This is a genomic window from Prochlorococcus sp. MIT 0603 (genome assembly GCF_000760215.1).
Lineage (GTDB): Bacteria > Cyanobacteriota > Cyanobacteriia > PCC-6307 > Cyanobiaceae > Prochlorococcus_E.
Genome location: NZ_JNAW01000001.1, coordinates 183477 through 201297, shown reverse-complemented (window position 1 = coordinate 201297; position 17821 = coordinate 183477). Strand labels below are relative to the sequence as shown.

Annotated in this window: 18 protein-coding genes; 14 read left to right on the top strand and 4 right to left on the bottom strand. The window is 38.9% G+C overall.

Going from position 1 to position 17821, the window contains the following annotated elements:
- Window positions 1-35: 35 nt before the first annotated feature.
- From secE to EV07_RS00995, 9 genes are all read left to right on the top strand, one after another.
- Window positions 36-278: a preprotein translocase subunit SecE gene (gene secE, locus EV07_RS01035; RefSeq protein WP_052043801.1), complete on the top strand. Its 243-nt coding sequence runs from the start codon at window positions 36-38 to the stop codon at window positions 276-278.
- Between the two features lie 95 nt (window positions 279-373).
- A complete protein-coding gene (nusG, locus tag EV07_RS01030; protein WP_081936912.1) occupies window positions 374-991 on the top strand; it encodes a transcription termination/antitermination protein NusG in 618 nt (205 codons plus the stop codon).
- A 112-nt stretch (window positions 992-1103) separates the two neighbouring features.
- A complete protein-coding gene (gene rplK, locus EV07_RS01025) occupies window positions 1104-1529 on the top strand; it encodes a 50S ribosomal protein L11 (protein ID WP_036916734.1) in 426 nt (141 codons plus the stop codon).
- An 81-nt stretch (window positions 1530-1610) separates the two neighbouring features.
- Window positions 1611-2315: a 50S ribosomal protein L1 gene (rplA, locus tag EV07_RS01020; protein WP_036916485.1), complete on the top strand. Its 705-nt coding sequence runs from the start codon at window positions 1611-1613 to the stop codon at window positions 2313-2315.
- A gap of 247 nt (window positions 2316-2562) precedes the next feature.
- The gene (gene rplJ / locus EV07_RS01015; protein WP_036916484.1) at window positions 2563-3090 is read left to right on the top strand and encodes a 50S ribosomal protein L10; all 528 of its coding nucleotides are present in this window, start codon (window positions 2563-2565) and stop codon (window positions 3088-3090) included.
- A gap of 56 nt (window positions 3091-3146) precedes the next feature.
- Window positions 3147-3539, top strand: a complete 393-nt coding sequence (gene rplL / locus EV07_RS01010; protein WP_036916483.1) for a 50S ribosomal protein L7/L12 — start codon at window positions 3147-3149, stop codon at window positions 3537-3539.
- Window positions 3540-3615: 76 nt separating this feature from the next.
- Window positions 3616-4116, top strand: a complete 501-nt coding sequence (locus tag EV07_RS01005) for a ribonuclease H family protein (protein ID WP_036916482.1) — start codon at window positions 3616-3618, stop codon at window positions 4114-4116.
- Window positions 4106-5284: a quinone-dependent dihydroorotate dehydrogenase gene (locus EV07_RS01000; RefSeq protein WP_036916481.1), complete on the top strand. Its 1179-nt coding sequence runs from the start codon at window positions 4106-4108 to the stop codon at window positions 5282-5284. The genes EV07_RS01005 and EV07_RS01000 overlap by 11 nt, the downstream gene beginning before the upstream one ends.
- Window positions 5275-6402 carry a pyridoxal phosphate-dependent aminotransferase gene (locus EV07_RS00995; RefSeq protein ID WP_152557501.1) on the top strand — a complete coding sequence of 376 codons (1128 nt, stop codon included), beginning with the start codon at window positions 5275-5277 and terminating at the stop codon, window positions 6400-6402. Before EV07_RS01000 ends, EV07_RS00995 begins: the two co-directional genes overlap by 10 nt.
- Here the strand turns inward: EV07_RS00995 and EV07_RS00990 are convergent.
- Window positions 6383-7456, bottom strand: coding sequence for a UDP-N-acetylglucosamine--N-acetylmuramyl-(pentapeptide) pyrophosphoryl-undecaprenol N-acetylglucosamine transferase (locus EV07_RS00990; RefSeq protein WP_036916480.1), 1074 nt, complete (start codon window positions 7454-7456; stop codon window positions 6383-6385). The two genes, EV07_RS00995 and EV07_RS00990, sit on opposite strands and share 20 nt — an antisense overlap.
- A 56-nt stretch (window positions 7457-7512) precedes the next feature.
- Here EV07_RS00990 and EV07_RS00985 point away from each other — a divergent pair, with 56 nt between their 5' ends.
- The gene (locus tag EV07_RS00985) at window positions 7513-8271 is read left to right on the top strand and encodes a hypothetical protein (protein ID WP_036916479.1); all 759 of its coding nucleotides are present in this window, start codon (window positions 7513-7515) and stop codon (window positions 8269-8271) included.
- A gap of 16 nt (window positions 8272-8287) precedes the next feature.
- Here the strand turns inward: EV07_RS00985 and EV07_RS00980 are convergent, their stop codons facing one another.
- On the bottom strand, window positions 8288-9496 hold the full coding sequence (locus tag EV07_RS00980) for a phosphoglycerate kinase (protein WP_036916478.1): 1209 nt from the start codon (window positions 9494-9496) through the stop codon (window positions 8288-8290).
- Between the two features lie 341 nt (window positions 9497-9837).
- On the opposite strand from EV07_RS00980, the gene ylqF reads away from it, so the two are divergent.
- Together ylqF and EV07_RS00970 are read left to right on the top strand one after the other, a co-directional pair.
- Entirely contained in the window at window positions 9838-10701 is an 864-nt protein-coding gene (gene ylqF, locus EV07_RS00975; protein WP_036916477.1) for a ribosome biogenesis GTPase YlqF, read from the top strand.
- Window positions 10701-11657, top strand: coding sequence for an RluA family pseudouridine synthase (locus EV07_RS00970; protein WP_036916476.1), 957 nt, complete (start codon window positions 10701-10703; stop codon window positions 11655-11657). Before ylqF ends, EV07_RS00970 begins: the two co-directional genes overlap by 1 nt.
- A gap of 9 nt (window positions 11658-11666) precedes the next feature.
- Here EV07_RS00970 and EV07_RS00965 read toward each other — a convergent pair whose 3' ends face one another.
- A complete protein-coding gene (locus EV07_RS00965; RefSeq protein WP_036931440.1) occupies window positions 11667-13280 on the bottom strand; it encodes an ABC transporter ATP-binding protein in 1614 nt (537 codons plus the stop codon).
- A gap of 55 nt (window positions 13281-13335) precedes the next feature.
- Here EV07_RS00965 and EV07_RS00960 point away from each other — a divergent pair, with 55 nt between their 5' ends.
- A complete protein-coding gene (locus EV07_RS00960) occupies window positions 13336-15657 on the top strand; it encodes a RelA/SpoT family protein (RefSeq protein WP_036916475.1) in 2322 nt (773 codons plus the stop codon).
- Between the two features lie 244 nt (window positions 15658-15901).
- On the opposite strand, the gene EV07_RS00955 is transcribed toward EV07_RS00960, so the two are convergent.
- Window positions 15902-16366, bottom strand: coding sequence for a DUF2062 domain-containing protein (locus EV07_RS00955; RefSeq protein ID WP_036916474.1), 465 nt, complete (start codon window positions 16364-16366; stop codon window positions 15902-15904).
- A 71-nt stretch (window positions 16367-16437) separates the two neighbouring features.
- Between EV07_RS00955 and mnmE the strand changes: the two genes are divergently transcribed.
- Window positions 16438-17805, top strand: a complete 1368-nt coding sequence (gene mnmE, locus EV07_RS00950; RefSeq protein WP_036916725.1) for a tRNA uridine-5-carboxymethylaminomethyl(34) synthesis GTPase MnmE — start codon at window positions 16438-16440, stop codon at window positions 17803-17805.
- Window positions 17806-17821 lie beyond the last annotated feature (16 nt).

Sequence of the window (17821 nt, the reverse complement as noted above, 5' to 3'; positions counted from 1 at the left end):
GCTTAAAAGGGATCACTTCCTCAAGCTTATATAAAGTGACCAGTTCAACTCCTCAAGAGACACCAAATCCAATCACACCTGAAGGCGAGAATAAACCGACTCCCAAAAAAGGTTTTCTTGGCTCTACTATTGATGAATTAAAGCTAGTTGTATGGCCAAGCCGTCAACAACTATTTAGCGAATCAATCGCAGTCATCCTTATGGTTACTCTATCTGCAGCATTAATAGCTTCTGTCAGTCGTTTTTTCGGCTGGGGAGCATCACTCATCTTCCGTTGAATCAATAAAGTTTCAACACCTTTCCATTTCACTCATCTATTTTTAATTTAAACGTGTCAGAAATTGATCCCACACCCCAAGAACCTAACAAGGTGATGGATCCTATTATTCCTTCATCAGGAGAGGAGCCAAATTTATCTGGTAATACATCTATTGCTCGTTGGTATGCAATTCAAGTTGCATCAAGTTGTGAAAAGAAAGTAAAAGCTACCCTTGAGCAAAGAGCAGTAACACTAGGTGTTAGTACTAGAATCCTAGAAATCGAAATACCTCAAACACCTGCTGTAAAACTAAAAAAAGATGGGAGTCGACAATCTACTGAAGAGAAAGTCTTCCCTGGTTATGTCCTAGTTCGCATGATTTTGGATGAAGACACAATGATGGCAGTTCGAAGTACTCCTAACGTTATTAATTTTGTTGGAGCTGAAGACCGACGAGCAACTGGAAGAGGTAGAGGTCATATCAAGCCAAGGCCACTTAGTCGCCAAGAAGTCAATAGGATTTTCAAACGAGCAGCTGAGAAGAAAACTGTGGTTAAGCTCGATTTGGCTGAAGGAGATCAAATCATTGTAACTTCAGGGCCTTTCAAAGATTTCCAGGGAGAAGTTATAGAAGTTTCAGGTGAGCGAAACAAATTGAAGGCGCTTCTTTCAATCTTTGGAAGAGAAACTCCTGTAGAACTAGAATTCTCTCAGATCAGTAAACAGAACTAACTGATTCATTGCTCATGCATAATGTATGGGCAGACAAACAAGTAGGTTTACTAAAACCTTTTCGAAGCTTTCCTTTATCAAGGCATTTCGTAATTCATCATTTTCAATAAATATGGCAAAGAAAATTGTTGCTGTTATCAAGTTAGCCCTTCAGGCTGGCAAAGCTAATCCAGCGCCACCAGTTGGACCTGCTCTAGGACAACATGGTGTAAATATCATGGCTTTTTGCAAAGAATACAATGCAAGAACACAAGAAAAAGCAGGGTTTGTTATACCTGTAGAAATTTCTGTATTTGAAGATAGAAGTTTCACCTTCATAACTAAAACCCCTCCAGCCTCAGTTTTAATTACAAAAGCTGCAGGTATTTCAAAAGGTTCTGGAGACTCAGCCAAGGGTCAAGTAGGTAGTATTAACCGTGCTCAACTTGAAGAAATCGCTAAAACAAAATTGCCTGATCTCAATTGCAATAGCATTGAATCAGCAATGAAAGTAATTGAAGGGACTGCTCGAAATATGGGCGTTTCCATAAATAAGTAACTCTCTTCTCGATCTCCTTCAAAGTAGACTTTTATCAATTATCAGGGGGAGACATCCTTGTCGCAATAACCCCAAAAACCCATGACAAAAATCTCAAAAAGAATGGCTAGCCTTACCTCAAAGGTTGAGGCAAAGTCTTATTTACCTATCGAAGCAATCAAATTAGTAAAGGAAACTGCAAACGCTAAATTTGATGAGACGATAGAAGCTCATGCTCGATTAGGTATAGATCCAAAATATACTGACCAACAACTCAGGACAACAGTTGCATTACCAAAGGGTACTGGGCAAAAAATACGAATTGCCGTTATAGCAAAAGGCGAAAAAGTAAGTGAAGCAACCGCTTCAGGTGCAGACTTGGCTGGTGAAGAAGATCTTATTGATTCAATTAATAAAGGAGAAATGAACTTCGATCTCCTTATAGCAACTCCTGACATGATGCCTAAAGTAGCGAAGTTAGGACGAGTGCTTGGACCTAGAGGTTTAATGCCAAACCCTAAAGCAGGAACAGTTACTACAGACTTAGATGGTGCAATTAAAGAGTTTAAAGCTGGAAAACTTGAATTCAGAGCTGATCGAGCAGGAATTGTTCATGTACGTTTTGGTAAAGCAAGCTTTTCTGCAGAAGATCTTTTAGAAAACCTAAAAGTCTTGCACGAAACAATCGATCGCAATAAACCCAGTGGATCCAAAGGTCGTTACTGGAAAAGTCTTTATATCTCTTCAACCATGGGTCCTTCCATAGAAATTGATATTACTGCTTTACAAGACAGCAAAGAAGAATAAGCACCTCTTTAGTGTATGTTTAACTCATTGGTTGACACCAAACGGGCATGCGCCCGGCCAAAGACAGCAGGTAGTAATTTTTTCTTCAAAATCAATTTTTGTTGAGAAAGTCATATAAAGCCTGCCGAGGTAGACGCAAAGATTTTCCAACTCTGGATTGAATCGACAGCGGCCTCGAATCTCTTATAAATATTGAGATAAATTCGGCCGTGTGTCCGGCTTCTTCCCCCGATTCGATCCAATTACTATGGGCCGCACGCTGGAGAGCAAAAAACAAATTGTCGAAGAGATTAAAGGCCTCCTCGATGAAGCTGAAATGGCTTTAGTTCTTGATTACAAGGGCTTATCCATTAAAGAAATGTCCGATCTGCGTGCTCGTTTAGAAGCAAGCAGTGGCATTTGCAAAGTGACTAAAAACACTTTGATGCGTAAAGCTATTAATGGAAATTCGTCTTGGTCAGGCCTTGAATCACTCTTAACTGGGACAAATGCATTCGTTCTTGTAAAAGGCGATGTGGGTAGTGCCCTAAAAGCCGTACAAACATTCCAAAAAGAAACTAAAAAGTCCGAGACGAAAGGAGGCCTTTTTGAAGGCAAACTTCTAACTCAGGATGAAATCAATGCAATTGCTGCTCTACCTTCAAAAGAAGTACTTATGGCACAAATTGCAGGGGCATTAAATTCCATCACAGCCAAGATTGCTGTTGGTATTAATGAAGTTCCTTCTGGTCTTGTTAGATCGCTTAATCAACATGCTGAGAATAGCGAAAGCTAATTAGCTCAATCTTCGACTAAATCTTTTTCTCCCTAAATACTTGTTGAATTACAATCATGTCTTCAAAAACAGACGAGATTCTTGAGTCACTCAAAACTCTTTCCTTGCTAGAAGCCTCTGAGCTTGTTAAACAAATAGAAGAGGCCTTTGGGGTTTCAGCAGCACCATCTGCTGGTGTCGTAATGGCAGCACCAGGTGCTGGCGGTGGTGGTGGCGAAGCTGCTGCTGAAGAAAAAACCGAATTTGATGTTGTACTCGAAAGCTTCGATGCTTCTGCTAAAATCAAGGTATTAAAAGAAGTTCGTAATGCTACTGGTTTAGGCCTTGGAGATGCAAAAGCAATGGTCGAAGCAGCTCCGAAAACCATCAAGGAAGGAGCTTCTAAAGATGAAGCTGAGGCCCTCAAAAAAGCCATAGAGGAAGTTGGAGGTAAAGTAAGCCTGAAGTAATATCCATCTATTCTTCAGCAAGAATAATCAAACCCTCTAAATTACGCCGGTCTAAACGACCGGCTCTTTTTTTCAAATGATTAATAGACATGGGCGGGCAATAGCAGCAGCAACTGATGGTGCTTGTAGTGGCAATCCTGGTCCAGGAGGATGGGGGGCACTAATCCATTTTGAAGATGGTTGCATTGAAGAATTAGGTGGCTTTGAACCTAAAACAACGAATAATCGTATGGAACTCAAAGCTGGGCTAGAAGTATTAAAAAAACTAAGGGATCTAGAGAGGCATCCAAATCTTAAAATTAAAACAGATAGCAAATATTTAATTGATGGATTTGAAAATTGGATGACAGGATGGAAGAAAAAAGGATGGAAAAAATCTAATGGGAAACAAGTACTAAATGAAGATCTATGGAAAGAGTTAGATAACTCTCGCCTATTAGATGTATCTTTTCAATATGTCAAAGGACATAATGGTGATCCAGACAATGAAAGAGTCGATTATATCGCTGTGTGCTTTTCAAAAAAAATTGCGATAAAACTTCAATGTGATTATGACAAGCAACAAAATGGAAAATAAGTCACAACCAAAATTTTTCTCAAGTCAATATTTATACAAGCAATTTCTTGGTCCAATATTAGCTAATGATGAAGGAATAGATGCAGAGAACTTAACTCAACTTACCCTTCATAGCCTGCGACAAGCATCTCTTTATAAAGATTGGCCAGGAGTTTCGCATGCATTAACATCTTTAGCTAAAGAACTAAGTTTTGCAGATATTAAATTAGAACAAAACTTATTTGGGTGTAACTTTAAGAATCCCATAGGTCTTGCGGCAGGTTTTGATAAGGATGGTATTGCAGCTTCTATTTGGAATAACTTTGGTTTTGGGTTTACAGAACTTGGGACAGTAACTTGGCATGCGCAGTTAGGCAATCCGAAGCCTAGGCTTTTTCGACTTTCCAAAGAAAAAGCCGCTTTAAATCGTATGGGCTTTAATAATAATGGTGCTAAGCAAATGAAAAAAACACTAGAAAAACAAAAAGTTCCACCACCTGGCAGTAGAGCATCAATTATCGGTCTTAATTTTGGAAAATCAAAAGTAACCCCTCTTGAACAAGCAGCAGATGATTACGCTTCTTCTCTTGAAATACTCTCAGTATTTGCTGACTATGCAGTAATCAACGTAAGTTCTCCAAACACCCCAGGGCTAAGGAAATTACAAGATTCACATCAATTAAGTCGATTAATCAAACGACTCCGGCGTATTCCCTCCTGCCCGCCTCTATTGGCCAAAATTGCGCCAGATATAGACAATGATCAAATAGATAATCTTGTGGAAGTAGCCTATCAAGAGGGCTTAGCGGGGATTATAGCGGTTAACACTAGTCTCAACCGACTAGGTCTAGAGAATAGAATCATCACTCGAACTGGGAACCCCCTAAGCCTAGAAGATGGTGGTCTTAGCGGAAACCCACTACGTAATAGAGCTGTTGAAATAATGAAATTACTTAGAAAAAGTGCTGGAAAGGACTTGACTCTCATTGGCGTAGGAGGGATTGACTCCCCCGAAAGTGCATGGCAGCGTATTACCGCTGGCGCATCACTAATCCAGGTATATACAGGGTGGATTTTCCAAGGTCCCATATTAGTTCCAAATATTCTCAAAGGCTTAACTTCTCAGCTCAATCGACATGGACTTCAAAGCATCGAAGAGGCCGTTGGCAGTGAATTGCCATGGATTTAGCAAATTGTCCTTCAAAGGACATATCTAACAGCAATATGTTGAAACATGGTGGAAACCTTGAACAAGAAGCAAGAAGATTAGGAGTGGATATAAATTCTATAATTGACGCAAGTGCTTCCTTGACTCCATTCCCATTACCTCCATACCTACGTCATACATTAATACAATCCCTACATAGTGAACAGATTAGGTTTTACCCGGACCGCAACCATTCAGCCTTAAGAGAGGCAATAGCTCATTATCATAGTGTCAAAGCTTCTATGGTCTTACCTGGCAACGGGGCATCAGAATTGATCACGTGGGCCGGGCGTGATGCAGCAAGAACAGGAGTTAGCATATTGCCCTCGCCAGGGTTTTCTGATTACAAAAGAGCCTTGGAATGTTGGAATGCTCAATATATATATTCACCTCTTCCTTTGAAATGGAATTCCAACTTTCCTCAATCATTTCCCTTGCCACCATCTAAGAACGTCATATGGATTACCAACCCTCACAATCCTACAGGACAATCTTGGAGCCTCAATTCTTTAGAAGTTCTGCTTAGAACACATAGCCTAGTGATCTGCGACGAAGCATTTCTTCCACTAGTACCTAATGGGGAAAAAGAATCACTGATCCCATTAGTTCCTGACTACCCAAATCTTGTTGTTCTTAGAAGTCTTACTAAACTTTTTTCAATAGCAGGTTTACGATTAGGGTATGCCATTAGTTCAGCCAAACGACTTGAACAATGGCAAGCATGGAGGGATCCATGGCCTCTAAATGGATTAGCAATAGCATTAGGAATAATGCTTATGACTGAAGAAGGGCCTTTACGGCGTCAGATCGTTAAAGTCCAAAAGTGGATAGAACAGGAAGGATCTTGGCTTCAAGAGAATCTAGAAAGGCTTTCTGGATTAATTGCTCACCCATCATCAACAAATTTTCAACTAATCGAAAGCAATACTTCACTTTTAAGATTTCGTGAAGAACTTGCTCAAAAACAAATCTTATTAAGAGATTGCAGATCCTTTCAAGGACTAGGAGATAACTGGTTACGAATCAGTCTGCAGGAAAAATCAAGCAATCGCACAATAATAAAAGCAATGCAAGAAGTCATTAACCGTGATTTTGAATAACGTCAACGAGCTGTAGATGAGCATCTCTAATAGCAATCTTTTTCATACCTTCTCTCATCTTGGCAAGCAAATCACTCTGCATATCTCTAGAAGAAAAATAACTGTTTAGCAAAGTATTTAATGCTCTTCGCAAAGATTTGTGTCCAGCAGTATTTTGATGAACTATGACTGCTGCACCAAATTCTGCCGCATAAGCAGCATTGTAATCTTGATGATTGTCTGCCGCATACGGATAAGGAACAAAAATTGTGGGTGCATTACATATAGCAAGTTCGGTTAGAGCACCTGCTCCTGATCTGCTAATCACTAAATCAGCATGCTGTAATAAACCAGGGATTTCATGAGTAAATTCCTTTTCTACAAAGTTCTTATCGAAAAATTCAGATTTTTCATCATTCTTGCCTGTAATAAGGACTATTCGACATCCTTGTCCTAATAACCAAGGAACATTCTTTCTTACCATACTATTTAAACCAACAGCTCCTTGACTCCCCCCCATCGCCACGATTAATGGCCCTACTCCTTTGGGAACCCAAGATGGCAAAGGATTATCAATTAAGAATTCTGCCCTCACTGGAGTGCCTGTAAAGCATATCCTGCAATTCTTCAAGTCCTTAGCTGCATTTGGCAATCCAAGTGCAACTTGACTGCAAAGTCTTCCCAATAAACGTGTGGATTTTCCAGGGAAAGCATTGGACTCATGCAAAATCACAGAAATCCCACACAACTTTGCAGCAATAATCGCAGGCGCAGCAATATAACCACCTGTAGTAAAAACTGTTTCAATATTTTTCCTTCGAAGTAAACGAATTACAAAAAATGTAGACGCAATCAATTTAATGATTTGAACAATTTTTTTAATTCCTTTATTGGCTTGCAAACCTTCAATAGGGATTTTTGTCATTTCAAACTTGGCTGGGACCACTTCACTCTCAAGACGATTAGGGACGCCAAGCCAACTTATGTCCCATGAACCTGGTAATGCATTACATACAGAAAGTGCAGGGAAGATATGACCTCCCGTGCCGCTTGCAGCAATTAAAAGCCTAGGCATGAAGGATCCCTAGCCGTACTTACAATTAAGTTATAAGTAACTCAAGCAAGTCTGAAATGCAAAAAACTTTGAAATCTATTTTTTCTTTAGGGTTGTTTATCCTATTAACTTTTGTTCCTTGCGGTTTGTTGCAAGCTGCAGAGATTGAAATCCTTAGCGAGAGGCTACAAAATTCTCTAAATACTAATAAAAAAAGAGAATTATTTACTTTCCTTTCGGAAGAAATAGCTAAGGATATTGTTGAAGAGTATGATCAGTTTATTAAGAATTTTCCAAATGCTAAGTGGGAAATCAAGCCTATTAAAAAGAAAGGAAGTAATCAAAATTTTATTAAAATCATAGTGAGTGGGGACAAAGAAAAAGGTGATCATAAATATAGCTTAATGTCACAAAAAGAGATTGTAGTTATTGAGGATAGTGGAAAGATAGTAAGCAAAAAAATTCTAAGTGATTATTCAATTTTGAAAACTGGGAAAAACTTGTTAAATGTAAATATCAATATTCCAGATGCAGTTCTAACTGGTAGTAAATATGATATAGACATAATACTTGAGAAGCCTTTAGGAAGCTCAATAATTGCAGGAGGTATAATCTCTTTAACCCAGAAAAGTAAAGCAAAGAATAATAATCAAGCTATAGAACTAATCCCAATGGGTTCAGGAGGGATATTCAAATCAACTAGAGCCCCTATCAAAGCTGGCGAACAAAGATGGGGGGCTTTATTAGCTCACCCTGAAGGACTAATATCCATAACTAAAATGGTAAGAGTAGTATCAGATCCTAAAGAATTATTGCCACAAATTATTTATCCCTAGAAGATCGTATCTGCAATCAATTCTGATCATCTAAAGCAGCAACACCTGGAAGGATTTTCCCTTCAAGTAACTCCAAACTTGCACCTCCACCCGTTGAAATATGAGACATTTTGGAGGCCAATCCAGCCTTTTCAACTGCAGCTACTGAATCACCTCCTCCAATAATAGTGCAACAACCTTTTAGACTTAAATCAGCCAATGTTGTTGAAATAGCGTTCGTACCATTTGCAAATTTATCAAACTCAAATACTCCCATAGGACCATTCCAAATAACAGTCTTACAATCAGCTAAAGAATCCTGGAATAATTTTACTGATTCAGGACCTATATCTAAACCCATCCATCCTTCTGGGATTGAATCAATCGAGGCTAACTGACTATTTGCATCAGGTGAAAAATCATCTGCAAGAATAACGTCACTAGGCAATAACAACTCAACTCCTTTTGCTTTTGCTTTTTCTTCCAGAGACTTAGCAAGCTCAAGCTTGTCATCTTCAACTAAGCTTTTGCCTACTGTTAAACCTCTTGCTTTATAAAAGGTAAAAATCATACCTCCACCAATTAAAACCTTGTCACACTTATCAATCAATGACTCTAAAACGCCAATCTTACTGCTTACTTTAGAACCACCCACAATTGCCGCCAGAGGTCGCTGAGGAGAATCAATTGCACCTTGCAAATATTTAAGTTCTTTTTCCATTAAGTAACCAGCAACACTTGGAGCTAAGTACTTGGTAACACCCTGAGTAGATGCATGTGCTCTATGAGCTGCTCCAAATGCATCATTCACATACACTTCAGCTAAAGAAGCTAATGTTTTTGCAAAATTGGCATCGTTCTTTTCTTCCTCAGCAAAAAAACGAACATTTTCAAGCAAAATAACATCACCATCATTCATTACATCGATTTTTGCTTTTGCATCAGGCCCAATACAACTATCGGTTTTATTAACATTTTTACCTAATAGCTGACCCAATCGACTAGCTACAGGATTTAAACGCATGGAATCATTCACCTGTCCTTTAGGCCTTCCAAAATGAGCCGCAAGGATAACTTTTGCTTCCTTCTCTATCAAATGTTCAATAGTTGGGAGAGCAGCACGAATTCTAGTGTCATCGGTTATGCCCCCTTCATCATTTAAGGGAACATTAAAATCAACTCTAACCAAAACTCTTTTGCCACTTAGGTCCTCTACGCCGAGACTAGAAAGAGAACGCTTTGCCATGGATTACCTTTGAAATATTAAAACCCGATGAGACTAACTCGAGAACAGTACAAACAGATTTTCTATCAGCCAGAGCAATTATCTGACCACAGCCATAAATCCTCAAAGCCATTGCAAAACCACTAAATTTCTAACTAAATAAATGCGTTGGATTAAATTAATGTTAACTAAAAGCTCAGTTGTCAATATTTTAAGAGTCCCAATCTAAGGTTCTTCTCATTGATAAATATCAAAAAAAACCTTATGTCATCTTCAAAGGCAAGGTAAGTATTACTCTAAGTGAAGAGATTCAAATCACTGCATCCCTCATCACTGCTCTTTAGTTCAGTATTCATTCTGCCGTGAGCAATCAAATTATCCAGTGGTATCCAGGCCACATAGCGAAAGCTGAAAAGCAACTTAATGTCAATCTTGAGAAAGTAGATCTTGTTATAGAGGTTAGAGATGCTCGCATCCCTCTGGCTACTTCGCATCCATGTCTTGAAAAATGGATTACACACAAAAAACACTTACTTGTTATTAATCGCTTAGATATGATCCCCAAGAAAGCCTTCGAACTTTGGGATCAATGGTTCAAAAAACAAGGTCAATCTGTATTATGGTGCAATGCCAAAGATGGAACAGGGGTAAGGAAGATCAGAGAATCAGCTATACGTCTAGGTGAAGAGTTGAACAATCGTCGTACATCTAGGGGTATGCGCCAAAGAGCTGTTCGAGCACTAACACTAGGTTTTCCCAATGTAGGAAAGTCAGCTCTAATAAATAGATTATTAAACAAGAAGGTTGTACAAAGTTCAAGACGTGCCGGAGTTACGAGATCTCTAAGATGGGTTCGAATAGACCAACAGTTAGATTTACTAGACGCACCTGGTGTATTACCAACCCAATTAGAAGATCAAGAGGCGGCCTTGAAACTTGCTCTATGCGATGACATTGGTCATGCTGCATATGATGTTGAAGTTGTAGCAATACGATTTCTAGGATTACTTAATGAATTACAAAAAATAAATTTTGCAGAAAAACCAATTGAGATTCTTCAAACCCGTTATGGAATTGATTTCGAAACAGACCCCAAAGATGGATATCTATGGTTGAGGAATGCAGCTCAAAAACATACTTCAGGTGACATCAGTCGCATGGCTCTAAAGCTATTAGATGATTTTCGAAAAAGCTTGATTGGGCCAATCTCTCTTGAGCTTCCATAATGTTTGACAATCAAACAGAATCATTTGGGGAAGGAGAAGGCAAACTAGTGATACTTCGTTACCTCAAACCATTACCAATGCGTCTAGATAGGTGGCTAGTTAGTCAGAGACCAGAGCAAAGTAGATCCAGTATTCAAAAATTTATTGAGAATGGGTTGGTGCTAGTTAATGGAATCGCAGGGAAAGCTAAAACACCTCTTAGGACAGGGGATGAAATTCAACTATGGGTTATTCCACCAGAACCACTACCATATCTCCAACCAGAAAAAATGTCCTTAGACATTCTTTTTGAAGATACACACTTGATTATCATTAACAAACCTGCTGGCCTAACAGTACACCCTGCTCCAGGCAATAAAAGCGGAACATTGGTCAACGGCTTATTGCATCACTGCACTGACCTTCCTGGTATTAACGGTAAGCTACGTCCTGGAATAGTACATCGACTAGATAAAGACACTACGGGTTGTATCGTTGTTGCAAAGACTCAAGAAGCCTTAGTAAGGCTACAGCTACAGATTCAAAAGCGAATCGCCTCCAGAGAATACCTAGCTTTAGTGCATGGAGTTCCTGATGGCGATGCAGGACAAATAGTAGGAGCTATAGGCCGTCATCCAACTGATAGAAAAAAATACGCAGTAGTCAATGATGAATCAGGTAGGTACGCCTGTACTCACTGGAAACTAAAGGAAAGGCTCGGCGACTATTCACTTGTAAGCTTTAAATTAGACACAGGGCGTACACATCAAATTCGTGTGCATTCAGCTTATATAGGACATCCCATTCTTGGGGATTCTACATATAGCCGTTGCAAAAAATTGCCTACAAAAATTCCAACTCAACTCTTGCATGCAATTCATCTTGGTTTAAAGCATCCAATATCACATGAAGATATGTTGTTTAAAGCACCATTACCAGATGTATTTTTAAAGACACTTGGAATATTACGTAAATGAATAGATCACTTACATCAAGGAAGTAATTCGTGGAGAAGAGTTAACAAGTTTGATTGTCAAGGGAGATTTAGGGTTACGCATTAGTTCATCAGCAAGTCCTTCTTCAATAATCCTTCCTTGATCCAATACAATTATCCTATGACAAAATGCACTAGCAACAGACAAATCGTGAGTAATAAAAATAATTGCTAATCCAAGATTCTTTTGTAAAGAGCGAAGCAAATCTAATATTTCCGTCTGGATCTCAACATCCAACATACTTACACTTTCATCACAAATAAGAATTTCTGGGTTTAAAGCTAAAGCTCGGGCAATAGCTACTCTTTGTTGTTGACCTCCTGAAAGCTGATGAGGGAAACGGTTCTGAAAATCTTCTACAGGTATTAATCCGACTTGCTCTAAAAGAAACCTAGATTTTTCTTTAGCAGTAGACTTTGTCGCTAAGTCATGTATCAAAAAGGGGTCCGAAATGGCCTCTAGTACAGTCATTGTAGGATTCAAAGAGGCAAACGGATCTTGAAAAACCATTTGCAAGGACTGTCTCGGTAGTCTTAGCGCATTCCCCTTTGTTTTAGCAAGATTCCTTCCTGATACTTTCACCACCCCTCCTCGAATTGGTATTAAACCCAGAAGGGCTCGACATAAAGTACTTTTTCCACAGCCAGATACTCCTACTACTCCTAGAGTTTCTCCAACTCTCAATGAGAAGCTCACTTCATCAAGTGCTTTAATCCAATTTGTCTGCCAAGGCAAGCCTCTCAACGCATGCCAGCAACGCAATCTATCAACTTCTAAAATTACTTTTTTGTCATTTGGTTTTGCTATACAAATCAATTTCTCACGAGCTATAGCTGCGGTTACTAACCTCTTAGCTAAAAGGGATTTTGGAGAAGCTATCAAAGCTTGATTAGTGCTTTCTTCCACTATCTTTCCCTGCTCAAGTATTGCCATTTTTGAACACCATCTGGAAGCAAGAGCAAGATCATGACTTATTAACAAAAGAGAGCTGCCAAGCTCATCACAAAGAACACTTAATTCATCCATAATCTGATTAGCAATAGCAACATCAAGACTGGATGTAGGTTCATCAGCAATAATCAAAGGTGGATTCAAGGCAATGGCCAAGGCAATCGCCAAACGCTGTCTCATTCCACCACTAAATTCATGCGGATAAGAATCAAAACGTCTTGGGTTAATCCCTACCTTATCCAGTAACTCTTCTGCTCTAAATCTCATCCAAGAAGGACTTTTGTTTGGCTCATGTGATCGCAATGTGTCCAAAAGATGCTCCCCAATAGTCATTAATGGATTAAGTCTTGAACCAGGATCCTGAAAAACTAACCCAATCATTTCACCTCGCACTCTCTCTAAGTCATTGTTAGGTAATCTCATTAAATCCTGACCATTCAGAAGAACCTCTCCTCTGTAGAGGCTGCCAGGTGGGATTATTTGTAATAAAACCTTAGCAACAGTGCTTTTACCAGATCCCGAACTACCCAGCAAGGCAAGGCGTTCCCCCCTCTCAAGCTTTAAATTCAATTCATCCAACACCCACTTTTTACTATTCGGGTATGAAACACTCAAATCTTTAATATTTAAGATATTCTTGTGAGAACAATGCATAAGTTTTAGCAAGGCTGCTGAAGCCTGAATAAAATGAATTAACGCAATTGGTCGTATGTTAAACGCCACTTCTGCGTCTAATAAAACACAGCCCAAGTCGGACGCTCTGTCAGATGAACCTCAATTGAGAGTCGATCTCATTGAAAATTCAGATGACTATGGCATCCCACTCCCAGAATGGTTGATAAATTGCGTAGAGCAAGTGCCATCTCCTATTGGAGAATGCTGTCCCATTGATTCCGAAGCATTACTAGCATCTGCTTTCGATTTAGCATTTCGACTACATAAAGGGCAATTTAGAGTAAGTGGTGATCCATACATAGTTCATCCTGTTTGTGTGGCAGACCTATTAAAGGAGATAGGCGCTAGTCCTAAAGTCATTGCCGCAGGTTTTCTTCATGATGTTGTAGAAGATACCAGTATTAATCTTGACCAGCTAGAAAGTCTTTTTGGAAGTGAAGTTCGTGGATTAGTTGAAGGAGTAACCAAATTAGGGGGCATTCATTTCCCAAACAGAACTGAAGCTCAAGCAGAAAACTTACGAAAAATGTTTCTAGCAATGGCTAGGGATATTCGTGTTGTTCTTGTAAAGCTGGCAGATAGATTGCACAATATGCGAACAATAGATGCACTCCAGCCTGAGAAGCAACAAAGAATTGCACTGGAAACAAGAGAAATCTATGCTCCTTTAGCTAATAGACTTGGGATTGGACGCTTCAAATGGGAATTAGAAGACTTAGCATTCAAACTGCTTGAACCAGATGCATATCAGGAAATGCAACAAGAAGTAGATACAAAAAGAAGTGAACGGGAAAAAAGATTAGCAAGAACAGTGGAAAACCTAAGAAGCCGTCTCACAAAATCAGGGCTAACAAATTTTGACATTACAGGTCGTCCCAAGCATCTCTTTGGCATATGGAGCAAAATGAAGCGACAAGACAAAAAATTCCACGAAATTTATGACATTGCAGCACTAAGGATTATTGTTCCGAATTTAGAAACATGTTACAGAGCTTTAGCAGTTGTCCATGATACATTTCGCCCAATACCAGGACGTTTTAAAGATTACATTGGGCTTCCAAAAGATAATGGCTACCAGTCTCTTCATACAGCTGTTATTGGTAGACATAGAGCAATTGAAGTGCAAATACGAACTCCTGAAATGCACCAAGTTGCTGAATTTGGCATAGCTGCACACTGGAAATACAAAGAGGGTGGCTCGCCAGCCGCAAATGATACAGAACGTTTTAGTTGGCTTCGACAGCTGGTTGATTGGCAACAAGAAGAAGGAGGTTCTGATTACAATGACTATCTTTCATCTATTAAAGAAGATTTATTTGATGAGGAGGTTTTCGTTTTTACTCCGAAAGGCGATGTTGTTGGCCTGAGGAAAGGCTCGACAGCTGTTGACTTTGCATATCGCATACACTCAGAAATAGGGAATCACTGCCATGGAACCCGTATTAACGACAAGCTTTGTCCATTAGCCACGCCCCTAAGCAATGGTGATTTCATAGAGATCATTACTAGCAAAACAGCTCACCCTAGCCTTGACTGGTTAAATTTTGTAGCCACTCCTACTGCAAGGAATCGCATAAGACAGTGGTACAAAGTCAGTCATAGAGATGAAACTATTCAAAGGGGAAAAGATCTTTTAGAAAGAGATTTAGGCCGCAAAGGCTTTGATACACTACTAAACAGCGAGGCAATGATGAAGGTTGCAGAGCGATGTAATTTAAAGTCAACAGATGATCTATTGGCAGCACTAGGGTTTGGAGCGATTACATTACATCAAATTCTCAATCGTCTACGTGAAGAGATACGTCTTCAAAATATGAATACTGTTTCTTCAGATAAGTATAATGATGTAGATCAACATTTAACTAATAACAATAATCCCATACTTGTCGGCAAATCTTCTATTAAAACATCGCCAATTCTAGGTCTAGAAGGATTAGATTATCGTTTTGGTGGATGTTGCAGCCCCCTACCCGGAGAAGAAATTATTGGTACTGTTGCTCTAGGAAACCATGGAATCACAATACATCGACAAAATTGTATTAATTTAGGTTCTATTCCAACCGAAAGGCAGTTGCCTGTGAAATGGAATCAAAATTCACTTAATCAGCATAATAAATTTTCCACTCAAATAAGAATTGAAGTTATTGACCGCGTGGGTGTACTAAAAGATATTTTGATGCGTCTTTCCGAGAATGCAATCAATGTAAGTGACGCACGTGTCCAAACTGCATTTGGGAAGCCAGCTTGCATAGAACTCAAAATTGAATTACAAAACTCTGATCAACTGAAAAGCACTATAAATAAAATCCGAAACATGGCAGATGTTCTTGATATTGCACGAACAGAACTGACCTGACTATTAGGAGTTTTAGTGTTATACAAGCTATCAATCAAAGGGAATATTTTTGATCTCACAAAATTTCAAATCTTCAATTAACAAGCTATGGCAAGATTATTGTGATGTTGTAGAAGCAATAACATACCCCAAGAAATAAATTACATTTTTATAATGACTAGTTATTTAATTGCCTTGAAGACTTGGTGATGGGAAAACTCTCTCGACTATAATTGCTCTTTACCTCTCCATTTCAAAAAGCAAACTACATCAAAGTATTTTTATTTGAAGATGATTTAAACCCGATATAGGAAGCCAATCCTAAAAGCAATCCCAAAGCCAATCCAAGAATCAACGAGCCTAGCAAAATTTTACTACTGACAATCCAACCCTGATCCCAAATTTGTCGCTTAGTCAATTTGTGGAGATCATTAAATGAGCTAGCTCCCCCCAAAAAGAATGCTCCAATCTTATAATTAAACCAATAAAGAGGGATATAAGTGAAAGGATTACTTATCCAAGTAGCAGTAACTGCAAGCAAATGATTCCCCCTAAACAAACTAGCAAGACAGATTCCCATGAGAGATTGCAAGCCAAAAAAAGGGAAACACCCACTAAACACCCCAACTGCTATCCCACGGGCCCTTTCTGCAGGGGTGCCCTCATGACGCCAGATCCAAAGCATAGACCTTCTAACTCTTTTGCTCAAGTTGAGAAGGATTTGAAGCATTTGAACACCTCCTATGCTCTAAAGCACGAATATGAATTTAATCGTACGCAATAAAATTGAATGATTCATTTATGAACTCAACTTTCCCTACAGAAGAAACAATCGCAGCTATCTCTTCAGCAATCGCACCAGGGCAAGGAGCTGTTGCGATTATCAAGATATCTGGCCCTTCGGCAAAAAAAGTTGTTTCAAATATCGTCAAAATTCCAGGAAAACAGGTTTGGGATACACATACAATTCTTTACGGTCATGTCATAAATCAAACAACTAAAAAAAATATCGATGAGGTTTTAATTTTAACAATGGAAGCCCCTCGTAGTTTTACAGGGGAAGACGTAGTGGAAATCCATTGCCATGGGGGGGTAATTGTCGTTCATGAGGTGCTTGATGAGGTTTTAAAACAACCCAATACCAGAAGAGCATTCCCTGGGGAGTTTAGTCAGCGTGCTGTTATCAATGGAAGACTTGATATAACACAAGCAGAAGCAATTCAAGAATTAATAAGTGCTAGAAGTCAAAAAGCAGCCCAACTAGCAATAGCTGGCATAGATGGAGATATTACTAATCGCATAAATTTTTTAAGAGAAAAGCTGCTTGATCAACTTAGTGAAATAGAAGCTCGCATTGATTTTGAAGAAGATTTGCCACCATTAAACCCAAAAGCAGTATTAACTGAAGTGATTTCAATACGTCAAGAACTAATTCAACTGATTTCTGATGCTAAACAAGGTTCATTAATACGTAATGGGCTCAAAGTCGCACTTATAGGATTACCAAATGTTGGGAAAAGTTCTTTACTCAACCTTCTTTGTAAAAATAAAAAAGCCATCGTAACAGAATTACCTGGAACTACAAGAGATGTCTTGGAAAGTGAGATTGTTCTAGAAGGAGTTCCAATTACACTTCTTGATACTGCAGGAATTCGAGACACAAACAATGAAATTGAAAAGATCGGAGTCTCTTTAAGCAAGAAAATATTAATGACCGCAGATGTGGTTTTACTTCTATTTGATGTGAGTCAAGGATGGACAACTAATGATCAAAAGATTCTGAATCAGATTCCAAAACAAACTCCCAGATTAATAATAGGTAATAAGGCTGATATTAATATTCAAGATATACCTATAGATTCAGATGCTACCATCAGTGCCCAAACAGGAGAAGGCCAGGAAGAGATGGTGAGAAAATTATTACGCACCTGCGGTGCTAATGAAACAGGAGGATTAGAATTAGCCCTAAATCAAAGACAATTGGATTTAGTCAAACGTGCAAGCAATTCTTTAGATCAGATTGAAGAAATCTCTAAACAGGGTTTACCTTGGGATTTCTGGACTATAGATTTAAGGGAAGCTATTTCCAAATTAGGAGAATTGACAGGCAAAGAAGTCACAGAAGCATTGCTTGACCGAATATTTTCAAGATTTTGTATAGGGAAGTGAAACAACATAGTATCTA